General features: G+C 41.1%; 7 protein-coding genes and 1 pseudogene. 7 read left to right on the top strand and 1 reads right to left on the bottom strand.

All coding sequences use genetic code 11. From position 1 onward, the window contains the following. Positions 1-182, bottom strand: a pseudogene (locus tag AC3LHT_RS08450) (hypothetical protein); the annotation flags it as partial. A gap of 72 nt (positions 183-254) precedes the next feature. Here AC3LHT_RS08450 and dnaN point away from each other — a divergent pair. The 7 genes from dnaN to AC3LHT_RS08415 form a co-directional block, all read left to right on the top strand. Continuing rightward, positions 255-1,358, top strand: coding sequence for a DNA polymerase III subunit beta (gene dnaN / locus AC3LHT_RS08445; RefSeq protein WP_290646020.1), 1,104 nt, complete (start codon positions 255-257; stop codon positions 1,356-1,358). Between the two features lies 1 nt (position 1,359). Next, on the top strand, positions 1,360-1,848 hold the full coding sequence (locus AC3LHT_RS08440; RefSeq protein ID WP_290667483.1) for a 2-C-methyl-D-erythritol 2,4-cyclodiphosphate synthase: 489 nt from the start codon (positions 1,360-1,362) through the stop codon (positions 1,846-1,848). Then, positions 1,841-3,046, top strand: coding sequence for a type II secretion system F family protein (locus tag AC3LHT_RS08435; RefSeq protein WP_290646024.1), 1,206 nt, complete (start codon positions 1,841-1,843; stop codon positions 3,044-3,046). The genes AC3LHT_RS08440 and AC3LHT_RS08435 overlap by 8 nt, the downstream gene beginning before the upstream one ends. A gap of 5 nt (positions 3,047-3,051) precedes the next feature. Further along, positions 3,052-3,429 carry a hypothetical protein gene (locus AC3LHT_RS08430; protein ID WP_290646026.1) on the top strand — a complete coding sequence of 126 codons (378 nt, stop codon included), beginning with the start codon at positions 3,052-3,054 and terminating at the stop codon, positions 3,427-3,429. A gap of 14 nt (positions 3,430-3,443) precedes the next feature. Next, the gene (locus AC3LHT_RS08425; protein WP_290646028.1) at positions 3,444-4,463 is read left to right on the top strand and encodes a hypothetical protein; all 1,020 of its coding nucleotides are present in this window, start codon (positions 3,444-3,446) and stop codon (positions 4,461-4,463) included. Beyond that, entirely contained in the window at positions 4,429-4,977 is a 549-nt protein-coding gene (locus tag AC3LHT_RS08420; protein WP_488662575.1) for a hypothetical protein, read from the top strand. Before AC3LHT_RS08425 ends, AC3LHT_RS08420 begins: the two co-directional genes overlap by 35 nt. A gap of 1 nt (position 4,978) precedes the next feature. Further along, positions 4,979-5,552 (top strand): hypothetical protein (locus tag AC3LHT_RS08415; RefSeq protein ID WP_488662574.1); only part of this gene is annotated, 574 nt, incomplete at its 3' end.

Raw genomic sequence — 5,552 nt, 5'->3', positions numbered from 1 at the left:
GCAGAGAGAACAACTATAACACAAAGCCCTGTTTTTGGTTCCGGGAAAGATACATCTACACCCGCAATTGTTTTCAGCTCAAAGTCTTCTGGAAGTTCGAGTATCAGGTGGGAACGGAGCCGCTTTTGAAGTGCTATGGCTGTGCTAGCGTCCAATTCCCAATCGAATTTTACATTATTCATAATCATCACCATTTCATATTATATGGTAAATGCGGTAAAATATAAAGAAAGACAAATGCAGGAGGTGGCTTGATGAGATTTTCCATTGAAAGAGGAGAAATACTCAGCCGGCTTGAATCAGTCGCCAGTGCTGTCGCACAAAAAACCGTGAAACCGGTGCTTTCCGGTGTCCTTTTTAAGGCAACTACCGAAGGAAAAATTGAACTACTTGCTACAGATCTTGAAACCGCCATAAAAGCTGTTACTACACCTGTGCATATAGATGGCGAAGGCGCTTTTGTAGTTGAAGCAAAGGTCATCCTTGAGGTTATCAGAAATTTACCCTCTGGTGAAATAATCTTTGAACTCCAGGACAACAACCTAATCGTGAGAGTGGAAAAGAGCAAATTTGTTCTTCCAACGATTTCACCAGACCAGTTTCCGGAGATAGAACCTACGCATGGTGGAATAGAAATAGAAACATCTGTAACTGTGCTGGAATTGATGATAGACAGGGTTATCTTTTGTGCAGCGAAGGACGAGTTTATGAGAAATCTCAATGGGATTTATTGGGAGCTCCAGGGAGGATACCTTAGATTGGTTGCGGCTGATGGGTTCAGACTTGCCCTGGCGGAGGAAAAAATCGAATCAGATGTAGAAGATCGCTTTCTTCTGACTCTTAAAAGCATGAAGGACTTACAGTCAAGTATCAAAACAGCTCTATCCGATGATCTCAGGATAATTTACGATGGTGCAAAAGTGGGATTTTACTTTGATGGTATAGAAATGATCGCGAGAGTTGTAGATGCGGAATTCCCGGACTATCGCAAGGTTCTACCAAAGGCTTTCAAAACAAGGGTAGTGGCGAATACCACAGTGCTTAGTGATGCCATAAGGAGAGCCTCTATCGCTGCGAGGTTGGGCAGCGAATCTGTCAAGATAGAGCTAAAGGGCGAAAGCATCAAGCTGATAGCCAAAAGCCCTGAGCATGGCGAATCTACTGAAGAACTCGATGTTAAAAAAGAGGGTGACGATATCCTCATCGCTTTCAATCCCAGATTTTTAGCCGATTCCATTAAAAAGATAGACACTGAGGAAGTAGAATTGAATTTCGTGGATTCGAACAGCCCTCTTCAAATGAATCCCGTCGATGTGGAAGGATATTTGTACATCATCATGCCGATCAGGTTGATTTAAGATGTATCGAACAGGTATTGGGTACGATATACACCCATTGAAACGCGGTGATAAGGGACTGTATATTGGCGGCGTTAAAGTTTCGGATATTTATTATGCCAAAGCCCATTCAGATGGGGATGTTCTGGTTCACGCTATTTTAGATGCCGTACTTGGGGCGTCATGCAAAGGAAATATAGGGGCGTTATTTCCGGAAACTGCAGAAAATTTAAACAGACGGAGCCTTGAATTTTTAGATTATCTGCGTTCAAAAATAATCGGGCATGGATTTAGGATTGTGAATATTGATAGTGTTGTAATAGTGGAAAACGTTAGGCTTACACCCTATCTCGAAGAAATAACCAAGAGCATAACTGAAGCACTGGGCATAGAGAAGTCCAGGTTTAGCTTGAAGCCAAAATCTGGTAATGGTATGTTTGCAGATTCCATTCAAGCTTATGTTACTTGCCTTTTATCTACCGAAGGTGTAAGGGGTGATAACGATGCCTGAATTCAGGTATGAAGTGATCAGCTCTTCTGGAAAAAGCGAACGCGGAAAAATTTCAGCCAGTTCAAAGCTTGAAGCTCTTGAACTTCTTAACAGGCAGGGATTTATTGTAACCTCGATCAAACCCCTTTCAAAAATGAGTACGAGTGGCGGGAAAACTCTTTTCCCCATTTCAACTAAGGAAATCAGCCTTTTTGCCAGGCAACTTTCCACTATGATAGCATCTGGTGTCCGTATAAGAGACGCATTACAGGTGCTTTCAGTTCAGACAGTTTTTAGCAATCGCTTCAGAAAGAGGATCATAGAAATTGTTCTTGCTATTGAGGGCGGAATGACTCTCAGTGAAGCCCTGGAAAGGTCGGGGGTTTTCGACTCGCTTTTCATAAATCTCGTCAAGGCTGGCGAAGCAGGTGGAGTACTGGATGAAACTCTTCAGCGAATTTCGGATTTTTACGAAAGCATGGTAGATTTGGAAAACCAGGTAAAATCTGCCATGTCTTATCCGCTGTTCATGATGGCTTTTGCCGTTGGCATTGTTAGTGTTATAGTGCTTTTTATTCTTCCCAATTTAATAAGCGCTTTTGGAGGAAATTTTACCCCTACCGGGGTGATGGGGCTTTTGGTATCAGCTAACAAACTGCTAACAAATCACTGGCTGGCTGTTATTTTGGTGTTGGTTGGAGCCTTTGCAGGTCTGAGAATTTTCATGAAGACAAAATATGGGAGAATTGTCAAAGATCTCTTTGGCTCGCTGCTCCCACCTGTAAGAAAGCTGAGAGAGATGTCGGCACTTGAACGTTTTAGCAGGACACTTGCGGTCCTTGTTGCAAGCGGAGTCGATCTTCCAACAGCATTACAGCTTTCGGCAGAAGTTTCTGGAAGCACAAAGATAATCCACGGTATGGTTTCTGCCATTGACGATATTAAAGCCGGAGAGACGATAAAGAACGCTATTGAAAAGCAAAAGATATTTCCTTCGATTGTTGTTAGCATGATCAACACCGGTGAAGAAACTGGTAAACTCGATGAAGTGATGTTCAAAGTCTCTGAATTCTACCATGCACAGGTCTCCACCGCGCTGAAAAAGCTGGTTTCTCTTGTTGAACCGCTGATGATTATATTTATCGGGGGATTCATTGGATTCCTCGCATATACTATGTACAACACGATTTTTACTCTGGAGCAAAGCGTTGGGGGTTAGTATAAATGTCGATCGCTGAGTTGCTCGTATATCTCTTGATTCTTTCCTTAAGCTTAGGAATATTTTCGATAACCGCCGCTTCATTTGCGGAAGGTTTTAAGATAAGGATAGCGAAATTTAAGATAGACACTTTTTTAGAGAAAATGCGGCAATTGGCAATTGCGAAATCACGTAGAATCAAGTTGTACTATCGTAATGATGGAAGAATCATTGCATCAACTGGTGATTTCATCGATAAATTACCGCTAAAGAGAAATGACCCCTTGATTATCGGTTTTAGTGAGAGAGGAAGTTTTTTTGTAGAAAAAGGTTCAACGGTTCTCGTTTTTTCCGATGATTCAACCATGTCAATTAGACCTGTTACCGGAAATCTGAGTTATTAAGCGGGGGGATGATTTTGTTTGACAATTTCATAACAGTGCTGAATTACGATCCTTTGTATATTGAAATTGCAAGGGCAGCCGTTTCAAGGCGAAGCATCATCCCGGTATTCAGCACGTTACGCTTTGGTGATAACGCTTTGGAAGAAGCCTCTCGAGAATTTTTTAAACACAACACTCTACCAGTTGATGAAGTGTTTGTGGTTGGAATTTCGCCTGAAAATGTGGTTTTTCAACATATTGATGTGCCCAAAGTTAAAAACCTTAAAAACCTGCTGAGGGTTGCAAACTTCAAAACTGCTACACAATTTTCCCTTTCGCCTGATGAGGTTGTGGTCAAACCTTTGAACAACTTAAAAGCCATAAACGAAGGTATTACACCAAGCTTTGCAATTACACGGCAAAAATATCTCGGCGAATTTCTGGATAAACTGTTGAAGAGGGGTTTCCCCGAGCCAGATATTTTCACTGTAAAACCGTTCCCGGTATTCAACCTGGTAAATCGAAAGATCTTTGAAGGATTTTCTTTTCTCTTCTTTGTTGATTTGGATTACTCCGTGATCATAGCCATGAAATTCGGCGAGGTTGTCGCCATAAACCACATTACCGATGGGTTCAATATGTTGTTGCCATCTATTTCGGCTGAGGAAAAATACACAAAAGAGGAGTTGAAAAGAAAATTCCTCCAATTTGGTGACATGCTTGATCAAACCTTTGTGGAGGAAAGCTCCAACACATTGAAGAACATGATCAGCTATCAGCTGAGGATATATATTACAAACACACTTTCCAATTCACCAAATACGGTTGCAGCAGATGAACTATCTTTCAAAAAGTTTTTCGTAGTTGGTCAATCTACGCTGTCAACGGCGATTTATAGAAAAACCTTTGAGAGCCTATTGGAAGAGACCGTGGTTCATGAACTGCCTTTTGAACGGCGTGATTTGCCAATTTCCTTTAGTAGCCTGGGAATGTTGAAGATGGGTGGTGAATTCCTTGGCAATGGTAAATTTACATTCAAAAAAGCGGAAAGTTAGACTGTTATACCTTCTGTTTTTTTTGATATTTGTGCTGGCAATAGCTATGTTGGGAAATGTACTGGTCATGAAGGCTTTTCACAGCAGGATGAAGCAATTGGAAATTGTTAAGGGTCCTTTGTTTGAGCAGTTAAATATTTCACTTCGTGGAATACCGGGGATCGATGCTGAAACCATATCAGAAAAGAAAAATGTTCTGATAATACAGGAAGCAAAACTCGCAAGACAGCTGAAAGAGCTGGATAAATATCTGGCGGAAAAGCGCAAGGAAATCAAATTTTTCAACGATTTGCAGGAAACCTTAGAAACTTCAACCGCTGAAAAGAAACTCATTACGAAGATAGAATACAATGCAGAGAAGAGCAGTGTACTTTATTATCTTATATACGATAACGAAAAGGCTACTCCACCTTCGGTAAAGGTTCCAGAGGGTTATCTTTTGTCTATAATAGGAAAAATGAATTTCTCAAACCTTTACAAGCTCAGTCTGATGAAATTGGAATCAGGTGAATAACATGGATGAAGAAAACAAAACGGGAATGGAAGACTTTTTCGAAAGATTAGAATCAGAATCACTGCGAAAAGGAGAAGCGAGTAACGAAAAAGGTTCAGCTGCCTACATCGCCCATGGTTATGAGAAGAAGCTGGCGCGAAAGCAAAGCTTTTTAACGAAAAAGGGTGTTCCCAGAAACCTTTTCTGGGGAATTGTCATCGGGACATTTATTATCAGCTTTCTTCTTCTTGTGGGATGGCCTTTGTACAAGAACTTCAGTGATCTATCGTATCTGTTGAAAGAGTTAGAAGACCTTGAGAAAACATATTACAGCGTAAATGTCATGGCAAGATCAAAAGATGCGGTAATCGGAACATTAAAGGAAAAAGCAGCAGATATGGATTTTCTCGTGAAAACCCTGGGAATAGAAGACAATCCGGGTTCATACGATGAGATTAAATTGAAAGGATCACCGGAGAAAACAAGAGAGATTCTTGAGGGGCTATTGAACAATCCCAAAATTCTTATCAAGGATTTACAGCTCCGTTCAAATCTTGGATTCCCGGTGGTTCCGAAAACCGATTTGCCTGCAAACA

This window comes from Kosmotoga sp. (assembly GCF_982836095.1).
Note: the sequence above shows the minus strand (reverse complement) of the source record. Positions and strands in the feature narration are given on the sequence as shown.

Excerpts from the sequence above, each read along its gene's own strand:
- dnaN (WP_290646020.1), top strand. The coding sequence starts at position 255 with ATGAGATTTTCCATTGAAAGAGGAGAAATACTCAGCCGGCTTGAATCA.
- AC3LHT_RS08440 (WP_290667483.1), top strand. The coding sequence starts at position 1,360 with ATGTATCGAACAGGTATTGGGTACGATATACACCCATTGAAACGCGGT.
- AC3LHT_RS08435 (WP_290646024.1), top strand. The coding sequence starts at position 1,841 with ATGCCTGAATTCAGGTATGAAGTGATCAGCTCTTCTGGAAAAAGCGAA.
- AC3LHT_RS08430 (WP_290646026.1), top strand. The coding sequence starts at position 3,052 with ATGTCGATCGCTGAGTTGCTCGTATATCTCTTGATTCTTTCCTTAAGC.
- AC3LHT_RS08420 (WP_488662575.1), top strand. The coding sequence starts at position 4,429 with ATGGTAAATTTACATTCAAAAAAGCGGAAAGTTAGACTGTTATACCTT.